We start from the raw sequence: 16649 nt of genomic DNA, 5'->3' as shown, positions 1-16649 counted from the left end.
TCGCGCTTGGTGCGATTCGATCTCGCCGGCTCAGCCGAGCAGCGGCCGCTGCTGCTCGCGCGCAGCCTCGTACTGCGCACGCGCTGCCTGCACGCTCGGGGTCGCGGATGTCTCGGCCACGGGTACATCCCACCAGCCGCCGCCGTCGGGGCCGGACAACAACGGGTCGCTCTCGATGTGGATGAGCGTTGACGTGGGCGATGCCTTGGCCGTCGCCATCGCACGGCTGAGTGCGGCGATGGCGTCGGGGCCCGGCGCGATCTCGATCACCTCGACACCGTAGCTGCGAGCGTTGGCGGCGAGGTCGACCGGCAGCGGCTCGGTGCCCTGGAAGTTGCGCGCCGCTGGGTCGTAGCGGCGATACCTGGTGCCGAAACGCTGTCCGCCGACCGACTCCGAGAGGTTGCCGATCGAAGCGTAGCCCTGGTTCTGCACGAGCACGACGATGAGCTTGTGGCCTTCGGCGACCGCCGTCACGAGTTCGGTGTGCAGCATCAGGTACGAGCCGTCGCCGACCATGACGATGACGTCGCGATCGGGCGCCGCGCGGCGCACGCCGAGACCACCGGCGATCTCGTAGCCCATGCACGAGAAGGCGTACTCGACGTGGTAGCCGAGCGGGTCGCGCACCCGCCAGAGCTTGTGCAGGTCGCCCGGCAAGGAGCCGGCGGCCTGCACGACGACGTCGCGAGGGTCGCTGGCAGCCTGCACGGCGCCGATGATCTCGGATTGCGCCGGGCGGTCGCGGTGCGAGGGCACGAACGCGGCGTCGACGACGGCGTTCCATGCCTTTCGCTCCGCAGTGACGAGTTCGGCTTGCGACGCGGCGACCCGGTACCGGGCGAGCTCGACCTCGAGCGCCTCGAGCGCCGTGCGCGCGTCTGCGACCACGGGCAGCTGCGTGCCGTGCTTGTAGGCATCGAAGGCCGCGACGTTGATGTTCACGAACGCGACATCCGGGTGCTGGAATGCGCTGCGGCTCGCGGTCGTGAAGTCGCTGTACCGCGTGCCGATACCGATCACGACATCGGCCTCGGCCGCAAGCCGGTTCGCGGCGGTGCTCCCTGTGGCGCCGACGCCGCCGAGGTATGCAGGGTGATCCCACGGGAGTACCCCGCCGCCCGCCTGCGTCGTGGCGACCGGGATGCCGGTGGCCTCGACGAGCCGGCGTAGCACCTCTTCGGCGCCCGAGTAGATCACTCCACCACCCGCGATGATGATGGGTGCGCGGGCGCCCCGGATCGCCGCGACGGCGCGAGCGAGCGGCCCCGGCTCAGGCAGTGGCCGTCGCACATGCCACTCGCGGTCGGCGAGGAAGGTGAGCGGCACGTCGAACGCCTCGGCCTGCACGTCCTCGGGCAGGGCGATCGTCACGGCGCCGGTCTCGGCGGGGTCGGTCAGCACTCGCATCGCGCCGAGCGCGATCGAGAAGAGTTGCTCGGGCCGCTCGACGCGGTCGAAGAAGCGCGACAGCGGCCGGAACGCGTCGGTGACCTGGATGCTCGGATCGTGCGGCAGCTCGAGCTGCTGCAGCACCGGGTCGGCGACGCGCGTCGCGAAGGTGTCGCTCGGCAGCAGCAGAGCCGGGAGGCGGTTGCTCGTCGCGAGGGCGGCGCCGGTCAGCATGTTCGCGGCTCCCGGCCCGACGGACGCGGTGCTCGCGTACGTCGCCCGGCGCCGGCGCATGCGCGCGAACCCGACCGACTGGTGCACCATGGCCTGCTCGTTGCGCGCCTGGAAGTACGGCATGAGCTCGGGGTCGGCGGCATTCGACTCCATGAGGGCCTGCCCGAGGCCGGCGACGTTGCCGTGGCCGAAGATGCCGAACACGCCGGGGACGGTGCGCTCGCGAAGGTCGCCATCGACGGTCCATTGGTGGGCGAGGAACTCGACGAGGGCCTGACCGACGGTCATGCGCTTCGTCGACGCGCTGCTCGGGGTCACTGACTCGTTGCTCGCGGTCACGGGCGGGGTCCTTTCGCGGCACGGGTATAGGGCAGTCGGGCGTCGACGGGTTCGGATTCCCACGAGGATCGCACCCAGGCGTGCCCGGGCTCATCGCTGATGTGCCAGACGCGTTCGCCGGGGCCCGCCATGACGTTGAGGTAGTAGAGGTCGTTGCCGGGCGGCGCGGCCGCCGGCCCGTGGAAGCCGCCCGGGATGAGCGCCACGTCGCCGCTGCCGACGCGCTCGTCGAGCTCGATCTCCGTCGCGGCCGACGAGGTGGCGCTGAAGAGTGCGTAGGGCGACGCCGCGCCCGCGCCCGCGCCCGCGCCCGTGCCCGCGACGGCCGGCTCCGGCGGCGCGACCTCGAAGTAGTAGATCTCCTCGAGCTGCGACTCCCGCCCCGCCAGCTCCTCGTCGTGCTTGTGCGGCGGATACGACGACCAGTTGCCGGCCGGCGTGATCACCTCGCAGACGATCAGGCGCTCGGCGTCGAGCACGGCCGGGGTGCCGAGATCGTGCACCTGCCGGCTCGCGCGCCCGCGACCGCGAAGTTCGACGGGCACTTCGTCGCGTTCGATGCGGCGAAGCGGATGCCGCGTGGTCGCCGGCGCCTCGGCCACGGCGATGCGACCCACGCCCGTGAGCGTTGCGCGCGTTCCCGGCGGCAGGAAGAGGATGTCGGTTGGGCCGTCGAAGACGGATGCGCGGCCCTCGAGTTCGACTTCGTGCAGCACGTCGTCTTCGGTGAACGCGCGCACGCGGCATCCGCTCGTCAATGGCACGATGAGCCGCTCGACCTCGCTCGCGGGCAGTTCGACCTCGCGTCCGGCGAGCTCGGCGACCCGCAGCCCGGTGTGCTGCCAGCCGGGAAGCGACGAGTCGACGACGATGTCCCAGCCGTCGCGGGCGAGGCTCGCTCGCGGGTGGAACCAGGGGTCGTCGTTCGGCCGGGTCGGCTTCGCCGTCGGGGTCGTGCTCGACTGGTCGGTCACGGTTGCTCCTTCGAATCTCGTCGGCGCCGCAGCACCGCACCGTCGCGTCGTCAGTGCTCGTGCACGAGTGCTGCCGCAGTGTCGACGGCGCGCTGCACGTCTCCGTCGGGAGGATAGATGAGCGTGCGCCCGACCACGAGCCCGCGGACGCCGGGCAGCGCAAGTGCGTGCTGCCAGCTGGCGTACATCGCGTCTGGGTCGTCGGGGCGCTCCCCGCCGAGCAGCAGGGTCGGCAGCGTCGTCGCCGCCATCACTCGCTCCATCTCGTCGACCACCGGCAGCTTCATCCAGGTGAAGGCCGAGCTGGAGCCGAGGCCCGCGGCGATCGCGACGGAGGTGATGACGGCGTCGGCGGTGAGATCGTTGACGCTGCCGCCGCCGCGGAGTGAGCTCATGAACGGCTCGAGAATGATCGGCACACCCGCCTGTGCGGCAGCCGTGACGGCCGCTGCACAGGCCTCGATCGTCGCCGCCGAGCCGGGGTCCTGCAGGTTGATGCGCAGCAGCGCCTTCGCGACATCGAGGCCGTCGCGCACGATGCCGTCGATGTCGTAGCCCGTGAATCGGTCGTCCATCTCGAAGCTCGATCCGCGGAGCCCGCCGCGATTCATCGAGCCGACGACGACCTTGCCGTCGAGTGCTCCGAGCAGTGCGAGGTCGTCGATGATGTCGGGGGTGCCGAGCACGCCGTCGACGCCGGGGCGGCTGAGGGCCAGGGCGAGTCGGTCGAGCAGCTCGTACCGGTCGGCCATCGCCATGGGTTCGTCGCCGACGCCGAGGGCCCCGCGTGCCGGATGGTCGGCCGCGAGGATGAAGAGCCGGCCGTTCTCGCCGAGCAGGGGTCGTCGCGAGCGAGCGGCGTGGGCGGCCGCGATCGCAGCGGGGTCGTTCGCCCGCCGGTCGCGAATGGCGGCGAATCGGTCGTCGTCGACGAATCGTCGAATGGTCTCAGGATGCATCGGCGGCCCCTCCGTCGCGTGCGTGCTCGGGTTCGAGGGCGACCGCGGTGCCGGCGCCGGCGCGGCTGCCTGCGCGTTCCCGGGCGAGCTCCTCGACCTCGGCGGTCGTCGGCATCGCCGTCGAGCACTCCCGGCGGGAGGCAACGATGGCACCGGCGACGTTCGCGAAGGCGATCGTGCGCTCGAGCGGCCACCCCGCGAGCAGGCCGTGGCAGAACGCGCCGCCGAATCCGTCGCCGGCGCCCAGCCCGTTGACGACCTGAACCGGGAAGGCGGGCGACTCGACGGTCTCATCGCGTGTCTTCGCGAGCACGCCGTGGGGGCCGCGCTTCACGACGGCGAGCTCGACGCCGCGATCGAGCAGCGCATCGGCCGCGCGGTGCGGGTCGCGCTCGCCGACGGCGACCTCGCACTCGTCGAGGTTGCCGATGGCGACGGTCACCGAATCGAGGGCGGCGGACACCTCACGCCGCGCCTCATCGACGGAGCGCCAGAACATCGGGCGGTAGTCGAGGTCGAGCACGGTGTGCTGTCGTCGCCCGCGAGCGAGCCACGCGGCGTGGTGGGCTGCCCGGCTCGGCTCCTCACTGAGGCCGGTCACGGTCGACCAGTAGATCGTCGCGGAGCGGATGTCGTCGAGCGGCAGGCTCTCGGGCGTGATCTCGAGGTCGGGCGCTTTCGGCTTGCGATAGAACGTGAGCGGAAAGTCGTCGGGCGGGAAGATCTCGCAGAAGGTGAGCGGTGTCAATAGCTCGGGCACGGTCGCGATGAATCGCGGGTCGACACCGAAGCTGCCGAGTTCGCGCCGAATGTATCGACCGAAGGCGTCGTCGCCGGTGCGGGTGATCACGGCGCTCCGGCGCCCGTGCCGGGCTGCGGCGATCGCGACGTTCGTGGCGCTTCCGCCGACGGACTTGCTGAAGAGCTCGGCTTCGTCGAGGTGCACGCCGTCGCGCGTCGGATAGAGGTCGATGCCGACGCGACCGATGGTGATGAGGTCGAAGGGCGATGCTGTCGTGTTGGTCATACTGCGTCGTACAACTTTCTGCCGGTGCCGCGTGCGGTATCAGCAGTCTACACAGAATGTCCTAACAAAGTGGAGCGAGCGGATGCCCCGGGCCTCAGCCGCGGCATCCGCTCGCCGTTGCTCAGCTCGCCGGCGTGATGTTGTGGTTCTGCCGGAACACGTTGCCCGGGTCGAGCTGCGCTTTCACGCGGCGGAGGCGTTCGAGCGTGGCCGGCGGGTACATCGCCCGGATGACCTCTTCGCCGCGGTTCTCGGAGAAGTTGCCGTAGACGCCGCTCGTGAACGCGAGGGCCGCGTCGTTGCCGGCCTTCACAGCCGCCACCTGTTCGGCCGGCGCATCCGTGGGCAGCACGCCGTTGACGATGAGGAACGCCTCGGCGTCGCGGTGGGCGATGGCCGTGGCATCAGGCGCAACGCGCGAGAACGCGCCGCCGAGAGCGCGCAGCATGGCCATCGTCGGCACCTCGCGGTCGTATGCGGCGGCGACCGCATCGAGCGCTGCATCGGAGAGCTCGGGCACGAAGCCGTTGCCCCCGACGAACTGGAGCGGCGGACGCCCGAGCGGGGCGTCTTCGAGCAGGTCGCCGTAGGCCACCGGCGCGAGCGAGACCTCGGTGACCGACGGGAGTGCGAGGAGCGGCGCGAGCAGCTCACGAAGTCGCTCCTCGCTGCCCTGCAACGCGACGCCGAGCTGCGGGCCGGCGGGCATGCCCGGGGCGAACGCCGGCATCAGCACGAGCGTCGAGTTCAGCTCGTCGGGGCCGCCGCGCATGATGTCGCGCCACGCCCGCAGCACCGCCGGCACGTCGGATCGGTCGAACCGCACGTGCCCGCCGACGAGGCCGTCGGCGGGCACGGCCTGGAAGACGAATCGCGTCACTACGCCGAAGTTGCCGCCGCCGCCGCGGAGCGCCCAGAACACCTCGGGGTGCTCGGTCTCGTTCACCGTCAGCACCTCACCGGCCGCGGTGACGAGCTCGGCCTCGCGGAGCGCGTCGATCGCGAACCCCTGCCCGCGGACCAGCCATCCGATGCCCCCGCCGAGGGCGAGACCGCCCACGCCGACGTCGCGGGTGTCGCCCGAGCTGATGCCCAGACCGTGCGGAGCGAGTGCTGCGGCGACATCGCCCCAGCGCGCGCCGCCACCGACGGTGACGAGACCGTCGTCGCCGACTTCGATGGCCGTGAACTCGGCGAGGTCGACGACGAGGCCGTCTTCGACCGGAACGAGGCCGTGGCCGCCGCTGCGCACGGCGATGGGAAGGCCGGCCGCCGCCGCGAGGCCGACGGCGGCCGCGACTTCTTCGGCGATGTGCGGCCGGACGACCGCTTCGGGTTCGCCGACGCCGGCGAAGACGGTACGGCCGGCGTCGTATTCGGTTGCGCCGGGACCATGCGCCCGGCCTGGAATTCGCTCACTGAGATCGGAGAGAAGAGACATTTTGCCAGTCTGGCAGCGGCCTGCGACATCCGGAACGCTGCTCGCTGAGCGCTGAATCCGTGCGTTCGCATGCTCATCGATCGGCACCTCAGTGTGTCGAAACCCATGTGTTATGAGGCACTTATGTTACGAGACAGATCCGGCTGGAGTGCCAACTAGCCCCGCAGTTTCGTCGCTCCGAGTCGACCGCGACGTCGCGCACGTTAGTGGACCCTCTACCGGGTGAGGTGTTGCCGGTCCACTGCATAGAGGCACTCACGAACCGCCCGACCATCGTCGCTATCCGACGTTGACACGAGGCTCATACCGATGCGCTCGCAAAGCGCCCTCGAGGGTAGATTCCCTTCGTCGGTCTTCGCCACGACCAGAACGAAGCCGAACGCGTCTAACGCGGCGTGGACGAGCGCAGCGACGGCTTCGGTCGCGAATCCCTGCCCACCTGAGGCCGGATCGAAGACGTAGCCCACCTCGGCTGTCTTCGGCTGATCGTCGAGCCACACGAGACCAACCTCACCGACCACTTCGGTGGCGTTCTGGGCCTCGACGAGCAGAACGAGTTCGTCACCGGCTTCAGAAAAGGCGGCATCTTCATATGTCGCGAGTTCCTCTTCAGCTTTCTCGCGTGTCCAAACACCCGCTCTGAGGTGTCGAGCGACGTCAGGGCGAGATCGGTAGGCCAGGACCGCGTCCACATCAGTACGGCGGCAACGCCGAAGGTGAAGTCGAGCGGTGGTTATCACGTCATCGATGTTACCGCCGCGCCGCGCCCCGCCCCCTTGCTGGTCGGCTATCGCACCCAGCTCGTTCCTGGCGGTCACCCCAGTCCCGTCGCCACAGCGATCCCCGGTAGCCTGCCCGATGAAAGCACCCGCAAGTTTGCGTTCTCCACGACACGGTTTCTGTCTCATATCCCTAGGGATACGAGACGTCTCACGCGTCGCTCCCCGCGCCTTTCGTGAACCCGGGAATCTCGGGGCGGCGACTCTCATAACTACGTCGCATAACCTCCTGCATGAATTTCAGTACTCACCGTTAGTTATGCGACAACCCCAAGCGCAGAATGACGAAGCTGATCGGCTCCGCGCGCGTATCGACGCGCCAGCAATCCACCGACCGGCAAACAGGTCGACATCCTTGCCGCAGGCGTCCGGCGCGATGACCTCTACGTCGACCAAGGCAGCTCCGGAGCTGGAGCATCGCGACCACACTTCGATCGCGCGCTCGACGCCCTCCAAGACGGTGACACTCTCGTCGTCACGACTCTGGACCGGCTGGGGCGATCGACACAGAACATGTCAGTTGTCATCACGTGTCAAAGCTTTTGACACGAACGCAATACCTGTAAAAAAATCGACGAAAAGTTTACGCATGAGTATCTCGCCCCACTGCGACGATGTGGTTGACCTCGCTCGTCGGCGCCGGCCTGCTTACGGACCTCAAGGTCGGGAGAGACCGGCTTTCGTCAACGCATTCCTCAGGCTCCTCCCGCGTGAGGAAGTGAGGAAGATGTCTCGCAGCCGGGTTCGGGCAGAACCGACCCTATTCTGAGCCTCGGATGCCGCGGCATCCGCTCGCCTCGGATCACTCGCCGCTCGGGTGCGCTCCCGCCGCGTCGATGACCCATGCGTACGCGAACGCCCGCTCGCGCCAGGCCGAGTACCGCCCCGAGACCCCGCCGTGCCCGGCCGCCATCTCGATCTTCAGCAGCGGTTCGGCGCCGACATCCCGAAGGCGAGCGACCCACTTCGCGGGCTCCACGTAGAGCACGCGGGTGTCGTTGAGCGAGGTCACCGCGAGGATGGGCGGGTAGTGCCGCCCGCCGTGGGCGCCATCGTGCACGTTCTCGATGGGGGAGTACGACTTCATGTAGTAGTAGACCTCTTCGTCGTCGAGCGGGTTGCCCCACTCGTCCCACTCGATGACGGTGAGCGGCAGTGACGGGTCGAGGATCGACGTCAACGGGTCGACGAACGGCACCTCTGCGAGGAAGCCCGAGAAGTAGCGGGGCGCGATGTTGGCGACCGCGCCGATGAGGAGGCCCCCGGCGCTGCCGCCCTGCGCGACGAGTCGGTCGGGCGCGGTGATGTCTTGGTCAATGAGGTGACGGGCCACCGCGACGAAGTCGGTGAACGTGTTGCGCTTCTCGAGCTTCTTGCCGTGCTCGTACCAGAGCCGGCCCATCTCGCCGCCGCCGCGCACGTGCGCCACGGCGAAGATCATGCCTCGGTCGAGCAGTGACAGCCGGGAGATGCCGAATCCGGGGTCGATCGAGAGCTCGTACGAGCCGTAGCCGTAGAGCAGGGTCGGCGCAGGGGTGCCCAGGTCGACGAGGTCGTGCCGATACACGAGCGAGATCGGCACCCGGGTGCCGTCGTCGGCGATCGCCCACTCGCGGCGCTGGGCGTAGCGGGTCGCGTCGTAGTCGCCGAGCACCTGCTGGCGCTTGCGCAGCTTTCGCTCTCCGGTGGCGACGACCACGTCGTACACGGTCGATGGCGTCACGAAGCTCGTGTAGCCGATGCGCAGCGTCGGCTGCTCCCAGTCGGGGTTGCCGCCGACGCCGACCGAGAACAGTGCTTCGTCGAACGCGAGTTCGTGCAGGGTGTCGTCGGAGTGGTTGTTCGGGCGCCCTTCGACAGGCTCAGGGAGCGGACTGGTGGGCACCTTCGCGATCGCCACCCGCGGCAGACCCTCGCGCCGGTACTCGACCGCGACGAAGTCGCGGAACGCGTCGACCCCCTCGAGGCGCACGGCGGGATCGTGGGCCAGCAGCATCCGTCGGTCGCCCTGCGGGTCGGATGCCGCGACGCTCACGAGCTCGAAGTTGACGGCTCCGTCGTTGTGCACGATGAGCAGGCGATCTTTGCCGCCGGCGATGACATGCTCGACGTCGTACTCGACTCCGTCTTTGCGAGGCCACACCACGGCGAATTCGCCAGTCGGCTCCGCAGCGTCGAGCAGCCAGGTCTCGCTCGTGACGTTCGAGCCGGCCTCGATGAGCAAGAACTTGCGGCTGCGTGTGAGGCCGACGCCGAGCCAGAACCGCTCGTCGGGCTCGTGGAAGACCGAGACGTCGTCGGATGCCGCGGTGCCGACCTCGTGCCGCCAGATCGTGTCGGGGCGCCACGACTCGTCGACCGTTGCGTAGAAGACGTAGCGACCACTCGCGTCGAACGTGGCGCCGCCCGACGTGCCCTCGATCACGTCGTCGTACTCTCGGCCCGAGCCGTCGAGCGAGCGCAGCCGGATCGTGTAACGCTCGTCGCCCTCGATGTCGATCGCGTAGAGGAGGGTGGACCCGTCGGAGGTGACGTCGAAGCTGCCGAGCGAGTAGAAGTCGTGGCCGGCGGCCTCGACGTTGTCGTCGAGCAGCACCTGCTCACCGGGGAGGCTCCCTGAGCTTGTCGAAGGGACCGCCGTTTCGCCCTGCCGACTCGCTTCGACAGGCTCAGCGAGCGGAATGGCCGGCGGTTCCCAGTCGTCGGCGCCGGCTGCCGGCACTCGGCAATGGATGCCGTACTGCTGGCCCTCGACCGTGCGGGTGAAGTACCACCAGTCGCCCTCGCGCGTGGGCACGCTGAGGTCGGTCTCTTGAGTGCGGGTCTTGATCTCCTCGAAGATCTGCTCCTGCAGAATCGCGAGGTGCACGGTCTTCGCCTTCGTGTAGGCGTTCTCTTCATGGAGATGCGCGATGACGGCCGGGTCGTCCTTCTCCCGCAGCCACTCGTAGTCGTCGACGACCACGTCGCCGTGGTGCACGCGTTCGGTGGGTCGTTTCTCGGTCTTCGGCGGAGTCAGCACGCTCCAACGGTACGCCCCTCCGGCGGCTCGGCAGATCACGAAGATTGTTCGCGAAGCGACCCTGGGTTAGGTTAGCCTTAGCTTAATTACTCCGTTCGTACCCGGGAGAAGCGTGTGCTCGCCAACTACCTGATCGGCCTTCGCGAAGGCCTCGAAGCAGGACTCATCGTCGGCATCCTGATCGCGTACCTCGGCAAGATCGGCCGACGCGACCTGTACGGCAGGCTCTGGATTGGCATCGCCATCGCGGTCGCCGTCTCGCTCGGCGTCGGCGCGCTGCTGACCTGGGGTCCGTACGCGATGACCTTCCAGGCGCAGGAGGTGCTCGGCGGCGTGCTCTCGCTCGTCGCGGTCGCGCTCGTCACCTGGATGATCTTCTGGATGGGCACCCACGGCGCGCGCCTCTCGAAAGAGCTGCGCGGGCAAGTGGATGCCGCGATCGACCGTTCCTGGTTCGCGATCGTGCTGCTCGGCGCGCTGTCGGTCGGGCGCGAGGGCATCGAGACCGCGCTCTTCGTGTGGGCGAACGTCTCGGGCGGCAGCGACCCCGTGGCCGGCACGGTCGGAGCCCTGCTCGGCATCCTCACCGCCGTCGCCATCTCGTGGGGTATCTCGCGCGGCCTCGTGCGCATCAACCTCTCGGTGTTCTTCACCTGGACGGGCCTCTTCCTGATCCTCGTCGCGGCGGGCGTGCTGGTCTACGGCATCGGCGACCTGCAGGAGGCCTCCGTCATTCCCGGCTGGGGCGTGCACGCGTTCAGCCTCGTCGAGCTCGTGCCTCCGGGCAGCTGGTACGGCACGCTCCTCGGCGGCATCTTCAACTTCACGCCCGAGCCGACCTGGGCGCAGGTCATCGGCTGGGTGTTGTACGTCGCCATCACGACGACGCTCTACCTCGCGATGCTGCACCGGCGACGCCGCCCGGTTCGAACTGAACTCGCTGAGCCTGTCGAGTTCGCTGAGCCTGTCGAAGCGAACCCTCCCGCATGACCGCCCCCTCGACACGCTCAGGGCACTTCTTGCAGACCCAACCTCGATCAACAGGAGCCCCCATGACCCGACGCCCCCTTGCGGCATCCGTTGCCGTGACCGCACTCGCGCTGGCCCTCACCGGCTGCGTCGCGAAGTCAGATCTCGCATCGGCAATCGCGGTCGACATCACCGATGACGGATGCGCCGTGGCCGCCGCCGCCGCGCCCGCCGGCGCTGTGACGTTCAGCCTCGCCAACAACGGCTCCGACGTGAACGAGTTCGAGATCCTCGCCGACGACCAGCTGCGCATCGTGGGCGAGAAGGAGAACGTGACGCCCGGCCAGGAGGTCGAGTTCGTCGCCCAGCTCGGCCCGGGCACGTACTACACGGCGTGCAAGTTCCAGCAGGTCGGCGCCCCGATCGGGCTCGCCGAGTTCACCGTCACTGGTGAGACGTCCGCCGTCTCGGCCGACGAGCAGGCGCTCAGCGAGCAGGCCGTCACCGAGTACCTGGCGTACGTGCGTTCGCAGTCCGCCGAGCTGCTGCCGCTCGTCGAGGCGTTCGCCGGCGCCTACGCCACCGGCGACGACGAGACCGCTCGCTCGCTGTTCGCGTCGACGCGCGTGCCCTACGAACGCATCGAGCCGACCGCCGAAGCGTTCGGCGACCTCGACCCGAAGATCGACTTCCGCGAGGTCGACGCCGTCGCCGACGGGCTCGAGTGGACCGGCTTCCACCGCATCGAGAAGGACCTCTGGCCGCCGGCCGCGGGCGACCTCAACTCCGACGGGCAGGACGCCCTGAAGGACTGGACGCCGTCGACTCCCGAGCAGCGTCAGGCGTACGCCGACGGCCTGGTGGCGGATGTCACGGAGCTCCACGACCTCGTGACCGCCGACGACTTCACGGTCTCGCTCGACGCCATCTCCAACGGTGCGATCGCTCTGCTCGACGAGGTCGCAGCGGGCAAGATCACCGGTGAAGAGGACTGGTGGTCGGGTACCGACCTCTCCGACTTCGCCGCCAACGTGCAGGGCGCGGGCGTCGCGTTCGGCGCGGTGCGCGCGCTCGCCGAGTCGAAGGGCGACGAGGGCACTGCCCTTGCGACCGAGATCGACGAGCAGTTCGCGGGGCTCGAGGCGGCGCTCGGCGAGTACGGTTCGCTCGAGTCGGGCTTCGTGAACTACTCCGAGCTCACCGACGCCGACAAGAAGGCGCTGAGCGACCAGGTCAATGCCCTCGCCGAGCCGCTCTCGAAGCTCACCGCGACGGTGCTCGGGGTCTGATGAGCGACGATCGTTCGTCGAGTAGCGCCGCCGGAGGCGACGCGTCTGCTTCGCGGGTTGAGGAGCGCCCGACGAAGGAGGACGCGTCTGTTTCGCGGGTTGAGGAGCGCCCGACGAAGGAGGACGCGTTTGCTTCGCGGGTTGAGGAGCGCCCGACGAAGGAGGACGCGTCTCGAAACCCTGCCCCCCGTGACGATGGTTTCGAGACGGCCGCAGACGGCCTCCTCAACCCGCACAGCGGCGTCAGTCGCCGGCAGCTGTTCGGCTTCCTCGGCGCGGGCGCGGCCGGCGCCGTGGTCGGTGCAGCCGGGGGAGCCGGTGCGGCGCTCGCCGCGACCGGCGGTGGGGCGACGGAGGCCTCGGGCGCCGCGGCATCCGCGTTCCCGTTCTTCGGGGCGCACCAGGCCGGCATCGTGACCGCGGCACAGGACCGCCTGCACTTCGCCGCCTTCGACGTCGCCGAGACCCTCGACCGCGACGGGCTCATCGAGCTGCTCACGGAGTGGACGGATGCCGCGGCGCGCCTGAGCCAGGGGCTCGAGGTCGCCGAGGGCGGTGCCGTGGGCGGCTCCGACTACGCGCCGCCCGCCGACACCGGCGAGGCGCTCGGCCTGGCGGCGAGTGGGCTGACGATCACGTTCGGCTTCGGACCGGGACTCTTCAGCGACGCGGGCGGCGCCGATCGGTTCGGGCTCGCGGCGCGGAAGCCCGCGCTGCTCGAGCCGCTGCCGCGGTTCCAAGGCGATGCGCTCGTGCCGGAGATCTCGGGCGGCGACCTCTGCGTCCAGGCGTGCGCCGACGACCCGCAGGTCGCCGTGCACGCGATCCGCAACCTCAGCCGCATCGCGTTCGGCCGCGCGAGCCTGCGCTGGTCGCAGCTCGGCTTCGGCCGCACCTCGTCGACATCGACGACGCAGGCGACGCCGCGGAACCTCTTCGGCTTCAAGGACGGCACCGCGAACGTGAAGGCCGAGGAGACGGCGGCGGTCGACGAGCAGGTCTGGGTCGCGGCATCCGATGACCCGGCCTGGCTCGCGGGCGGCTCGTACCTCGTGGCCCGCCGCATCCGCATGATCATCGAGAACTGGGACCGCGTGCAGCTCGGTGAGCAGGAACAGCTCGTGGGTCGTTCGAAGGGCGAGGGGGCGCCGCTCTCGGGCGGCACCGAGTTCACGGAGCCCGACTTCGAGAAGACTGGCGTGGCCGACAAGCCTCTCATCGACGCGAACGCGCACGTGCGACTCGCGCACCACTCGAACGCCGGCGGCGCTCGTATGCTTCGCAGGGGATACAACTTCGTCGACGGCAACGACTCGCTCGGCCGGCTCGACGCGGGCCTCTTCTTCCTGTCGTTCCAACGCTCGCCGCAGCAGTTCATCGACGTGCAGCGGAGCCTCGCGAGCGACGGGCTCAACGAGTACCTGAAGCACGTCGGTTCCGCCGTCTTCGCGGTGCCCGGAGGCGTGGCGAAAGGCGAGTTCGTGGGGCAGGCGCTCTTCGCCTGAGCGTCCCCGATCTGGCTCTTTCCGGCGACCGCGAGATGTGGTTGAGTGAGCCATGGAATCCGGTGATGTCGCCGTGAAGCCGTTCAACCGCCGGCTGGCGCTCCTCCTTGCGATGGCGATGTTCGTACTCGTCGTCGACACCTCGCTCATGAACGTGTCGATCTCGGCGGTCGTGGAAGACCTCGGCACGACCGCGAGCGGCGTGCAGGGTGCCATCGCACTCGAGGCGCTCGTCTCCGCCGCGTTCATCCTCATCGGCGGCAAGACCGGCGACCTCATCGGCCGGAAGCTCGCCTACATCCTCGGGCTGCTCGGGTACGCCGTCGGCGCGATCGCAATGACGCTGGCCCAAGACCTCACCGCGATCATCATCTTCTGGGCGATCATCGGAGGCATCGGTGCGTCGCTGCTGCTCCCGGCGATGCAGTCCCTCATCCACGGCAACTTCCAGGGCGCGCAGCAGAAGCGCGTGTACGCCCTCGTCGGTGCCTCGGCCGCGATCGCAGCGGGCATCGGCCCGTTGCTCGGCGGCGTCATCACGACGTTCCTCTCCTGGCGAGTGGGGTTCCTGCTCGAGGCGATCGTCATCGCCGTCGTGCTCTCGGGCATCGGGCTCGTCAAGGATGTGCGCTATACCGGTTCGCGTGCGGTCGACTGGGTCGGCGCGGCGCTCTCGGTCGTCGGCATGGGCGGCATCGTGCTCGGCATTCTCGTCTGGCAGGAGGGCGGGCAGTACGTGGCCCTCATCATCGGCGTCGGGGCGATCGCGCTCGTCGGGTTCGTTTGGTGGCTGCGGGAACGCAAACGACGCGAGCGTGCGACCCTCATCGATCCGGTGCTGTTCGAATCGAAGGTGTTCAAGGCGGGGGTGAGCGGCCAGCTTCTGCAGCAGATCGCCCTCGGCGGCTCGATGATCGTGCTGCCGCTCTACCTCCAGATGGTGCTCGGCTACAACGCGCTGCTCGCCGGTCTCTCCATCGCGCCGCTCTCGCTGAGCATGTTCGCGGTCGCACTGGTGGCCGGGAAGCGAGCGAACGGCCGTCCGAGCTCGATCATCCTGTGGGGCTTCGGGCTCCTCGTCATCGGCTTGGCCGCGGTCGTGGTGGTCGTGCCGCGTGCCGACTCGGGCTGGTGGCTGGCCATTCCGCTGGTCATCGCCGGTGGCGGGCTCGGGCTGCTCGTCTCGCAGCTCAACAACTACACGCTGTCGCCGATCTCCGACGAACGGGTGAGCGAGGCGGCGGGCGTGAACTCCGCCGCGGGTTCCTTCGGGCTCTCGTTCGGCCTCGCCTTCGCCGGCGCCATCATGCTCGCCGTGCTCGCCTTCACGTTCACTGCTCGCGCGGAATCGAGCGCGGTGCTCGAGCCCGCGGAGCAGCAGCGCGTTGCGGTCGCCCTCGAGGAGGACGCCCAGCTGATGTCGGACGAGCAGCTCGAGGAGCTGCTCGCCGACCAGCCCGACGACGTGCAGGAGGAGATCATCGCGATCAACACCGAGTCACGGCCGATCGCGCTGCAGGTCGCCTTGCTCATCCCGATCCTCGCGGGGCTGCTCGGCATCGTCACTGCGTTGCGGATGCGGCGGCTGCCCGACCCGAAACCCTCGGCGGCCGCTGAGGGAAGCGTGCTCGGCTGACCGAAGGCGCACGGAGCTCCAGAATGAGCGAGCCGCTCGGTGCGGGTGACCCGGGCGCTGCGGCATCCGGCGACTGAAGGTGTTCATCGCGGTGGCGGTGCGCCGCCGCCGCTGCTGCTCACTCGGTCGACTCCTTGACCTGCCAGCGGCCGTCGCCCTGGTCGATCAGCACACCGCTCACTCTGGCGCCGTCGCGTTCCGCCGAGAATCCGATCGGCGGCAGCCCCTTGTCGGAGAGGCTCAGGCCACCGCTGAACGTGGGTGAGACGTACCCGAGTTCCTCGAGCGCCTGCGTGCGCGCCTGGGTGTCCCAGATGCCAGAGAGTGTCCACGCCATCGCGCCCGCCGTGAGCGCCGAGACGAGGAAGACCACGAAGCCGAGTTCGCGGATGGGCTTCGAGCGGCGTCGGGTGCCGAGAATGGAGACGACGACGCCGATGGCGAGCGTGATCACGGGAATCGCAACCGGCCACGGATTCCAAGGGGCGATCGTGACGATCACATCGACTTCGGCAGCGAAGCTCACCCGGTCTTCGTCCAGTCGAGGTTGATGACGTCGCCGATGTAGACGTTCTCGCCGTAGTCGTGCACCTGTGGGTTCATCCGCAGCAGTTGTTGCTGCGGCAGGTCGAAGCGCTGGGCGATGTCGAAGAAGTGGTCGCCCGAGACGACGGTGTAGCTGATGGGCATGCCCGACCCGTCGAGCACGGGGGAGCCGTTCGCACCGTCGCCCGCGCCGAGATCGACGGCTGGGCCCGGCTCGTAGACGGGCGCAGGCGCGTTCGGCACCGGCTCGGGAGCGGGGGCCGGCGCGGGCTCCACGGGCGGCGCTGCGACCGGCGTCGGCGTCGGCGTGGGAGCGGGCTTCGGCGTCGCGGTGACGGTCGCGACGATGGTGACGGGCGGCGGGATGGGTGCAGCGACGCATCCGCTCAGCGCGAGCACGCCCGCTGCTCCGAGCACTGCACCGAGACCGAGAGCGGATGCCGCTTTCCTGCCGATTGCTCGCTTCACCGGGCCTCCCGACCGTAGGGCGGCGCGCCGCCCTCGGCGCACCGGTCGGTTCACACTATGGGTCGAGTC

13 protein-coding genes and 1 pseudogene are annotated in these 16649 nt (G+C 69.2%); 5 read left to right on the top strand and 9 right to left on the bottom strand.

Annotation, left to right across the window (positions count from 1 at the left end):
• Positions 1–30: 30 nt before the first annotated feature.
• The 6 genes from iolD to AC1C2U_RS09435 all read right to left on the bottom strand — a co-directional run bounded on the left by iolD (position 31) and on the right by AC1C2U_RS09435 (position 7184).
• Positions 31–1914, bottom strand: coding sequence for a 3D-(3,5/4)-trihydroxycyclohexane-1,2-dione acylhydrolase (decyclizing) (iolD, locus tag AC1C2U_RS09460; RefSeq protein ID WP_495361971.1), 1884 nt, complete (start codon positions 1912–1914; stop codon positions 31–33).
• Between the two features lie 47 nt (positions 1915–1961).
• Positions 1962–2939, bottom strand: coding sequence for a 5-deoxy-glucuronate isomerase (gene iolB / locus AC1C2U_RS09455; protein ID WP_495361498.1), 978 nt, complete (start codon positions 2937–2939; stop codon positions 1962–1964).
• A 50-nt stretch (positions 2940–2989) separates the two neighbouring features.
• Complete coding sequence (locus tag AC1C2U_RS09450; RefSeq protein WP_495361497.1) at positions 2990–3898, bottom strand: class I fructose-bisphosphate aldolase; 909 nt, start codon at positions 3896–3898, stop codon at positions 2990–2992.
• A complete protein-coding gene (gene iolC, locus AC1C2U_RS09445; RefSeq protein WP_495361496.1) occupies positions 3888–4925 on the bottom strand; it encodes a 5-dehydro-2-deoxygluconokinase in 1038 nt (345 codons plus the stop codon). Before iolC ends, AC1C2U_RS09450 begins: the two co-directional genes overlap by 11 nt.
• A 121-nt stretch (positions 4926–5046) precedes the next feature.
• Complete coding sequence (locus AC1C2U_RS09440) at positions 5047–6366, bottom strand: FAD-binding oxidoreductase (protein ID WP_495361495.1); 1320 nt, start codon at positions 6364–6366, stop codon at positions 5047–5049.
• Positions 6367–6581: 215 nt separating this feature from the next.
• Positions 6582–7184, bottom strand: a complete 603-nt coding sequence (locus AC1C2U_RS09435; RefSeq protein WP_495361494.1) for a GNAT family N-acetyltransferase — start codon at positions 7182–7184, stop codon at positions 6582–6584.
• A gap of 242 nt (positions 7185–7426) precedes the next feature.
• Between AC1C2U_RS09435 and AC1C2U_RS09430 the strand changes: the two are divergent.
• A pseudogene (locus AC1C2U_RS09430) lies at positions 7427–7661 on the top strand (recombinase family protein); the annotation flags it as partial.
• 286 nt (positions 7662–7947) lie between these two features.
• Here the strand turns inward: AC1C2U_RS09430 and AC1C2U_RS09425 are convergent.
• Complete coding sequence (locus tag AC1C2U_RS09425) at positions 7948–10167, bottom strand: S9 family peptidase (RefSeq protein ID WP_495361493.1); 2220 nt, start codon at positions 10165–10167, stop codon at positions 7948–7950.
• A gap of 114 nt (positions 10168–10281) precedes the next feature.
• Between AC1C2U_RS09425 and efeU the strand changes: the two genes are divergently transcribed.
• From efeU to AC1C2U_RS09405, 4 genes are all read left to right on the top strand, one after another.
• Positions 10282–11157: an iron uptake transporter permease EfeU gene (gene efeU, locus AC1C2U_RS09420; RefSeq protein ID WP_495361492.1), complete on the top strand. Its 876-nt coding sequence runs from the start codon at positions 10282–10284 to the stop codon at positions 11155–11157.
• Positions 11158–11219: 62 nt separating this feature from the next.
• Positions 11220–12425, top strand: coding sequence for an iron uptake system protein EfeO (gene efeO, locus AC1C2U_RS09415; RefSeq protein WP_495361491.1), 1206 nt, complete (start codon positions 11220–11222; stop codon positions 12423–12425).
• On the top strand, positions 12425–13930 hold the full coding sequence (gene efeB, locus AC1C2U_RS09410) for an iron uptake transporter deferrochelatase/peroxidase subunit (RefSeq protein ID WP_495361490.1): 1506 nt from the start codon (positions 12425–12427) through the stop codon (positions 13928–13930). Before efeO ends, efeB begins: the two co-directional genes overlap by 1 nt.
• A 52-nt stretch (positions 13931–13982) precedes the next feature.
• Positions 13983–15566 (top strand): MFS transporter, encoded by a 1584-nt coding sequence (locus AC1C2U_RS09405; protein ID WP_495361489.1) that lies wholly within the window; start codon positions 13983–13985, stop codon positions 15564–15566.
• Positions 15567–15684: 118 nt separating this feature from the next.
• On the opposite strand, the gene AC1C2U_RS09400 is transcribed toward AC1C2U_RS09405, so the two are convergent.
• On the bottom strand, positions 15685–16092 hold the full coding sequence (locus AC1C2U_RS09400; protein ID WP_495361488.1) for a hypothetical protein: 408 nt from the start codon (positions 16090–16092) through the stop codon (positions 15685–15687).
• Positions 16089–16580, bottom strand: a complete 492-nt coding sequence (locus AC1C2U_RS09395; RefSeq protein WP_495361487.1) for a LysM peptidoglycan-binding domain-containing protein — start codon at positions 16578–16580, stop codon at positions 16089–16091. The genes AC1C2U_RS09400 and AC1C2U_RS09395 overlap by 4 nt, the downstream gene beginning before the upstream one ends.
• Positions 16581–16649: the final 69 nt, after the last annotated feature.

It is taken from the genome of Agromyces sp. Y575 (genome assembly GCF_059445445.1).
Note: the sequence above shows the minus strand (reverse complement) of the source record. Positions and strands in the feature narration are given on the sequence as shown.